A 1,210-nucleotide genomic window follows, 5' to 3' on the forward strand; every position below is an offset into this window, starting at 1 on the left:
GGTCGGGCCTGCGCACGGCCGACAACCAGGACGAACAGCGGCGCGGCAAGACCGCGGTACCGGTCAAGACGCTGAAGGAGATCGGCAAGAAGCTGACCGAGGTGCCGAAGGATTTCGCGGCGCACAAGACGATCATGCGGTTTCTCGAGAACCGCCGCCAGGCGATCGAGTCGGGCGAAGGCATCGACTGGTCGACGGCCGAGGCGCTGGCTTTCGGCGCCATCCTGCTCGACGGCAATCCGGTCCGGCTGTCGGGACAGGATTCGGAGCGCGGCACGTTCTCGCAACGTCACTCCGTGCTCTACGACCAGCGCGACGAGACACGCTATATCCCGCTCAACAATCTGTCGGCGGCGCAAGCCGGCTTCGAGGTCATCAACTCGATGCTGTCGGAAGAGGCCGTGCTCGGCTTCGAATACGGCTACAGCCTGGCCGAGCCGAAGGCGCTGACGCTTTGGGAAGCTCAGTTCGGCGATTTCGCCAATGGCGCCCAGGTGGTGTTCGACCAGTTCATCTCGTCGGGCGAGCGCAAGTGGCTCAGAATGTCGGGCCTCGTCTGCCTGCTGCCGCATGGCTATGAAGGCCAGGGGCCGGAACATTCGTCGGCCAGGCTCGAGCGCTTCCTGCAGCTTTGCGCCGAAGACAACATGCAGGTGGCCTACTGCACGACGCCGGCCAACTACTTCCACATCCTGCGCCGGCAGTTGAAGCGGGATTTCCGCAAGCCGCTGATCCTGATGACGCCTAAGTCGCTACTGCGCCACAAGCGGGCGGTGTCGACGCTGCCGGAGATGTCGGGCGAAAGCGCCTTCCACCGGCTGTTGTGGGACGATGCCCAGCAGCTCCCCGGCCAGGCGATCAAGCTCACCAAAGATTCGAAGATCCGCCGTGTGGTGCTCTGCTCGGGCAAGGTCTATTACGACCTCTACGAGGAGCGCGAGAAGCGCGGCATCAACGACATCTACCTGCTGCGCGTCGAACAGCTCTATCCATTCCCGGCCAAGGCGCTGATCACCGAGCTGTCACGCTTCCGCAACGCCGAGATGGTGTGGTGCCAGGAGGAGCCCAAGAATATGGGCGCCTGGTCGTTCATCGATCCCTATCTGGAATGGGTGCTGGCGCATATCGACGCCAAGCATCAGCGGGTGCGCTATACCGGCAGGCCGGCCGCTGCGTCGCCGGCCACCGGCTTGATGTCGAAGCACTGTCT

General features: G+C 63.6%; 1 pseudogene. It reads left to right on the forward strand.

The features are described from left to right. Positions 1 to 1,210, forward strand: a pseudogene (sucA, locus tag EOA78_RS35520) (2-oxoglutarate dehydrogenase E1 component); the annotation flags it as partial.

Source organism: Mesorhizobium sp. M5C.F.Cr.IN.023.01.1.1, from assembly GCF_003997585.1.
In the GTDB taxonomy this organism is placed as follows: domain Bacteria; phylum Pseudomonadota; class Alphaproteobacteria; order Rhizobiales; family Rhizobiaceae; genus Mesorhizobium; species Mesorhizobium wenxiniae.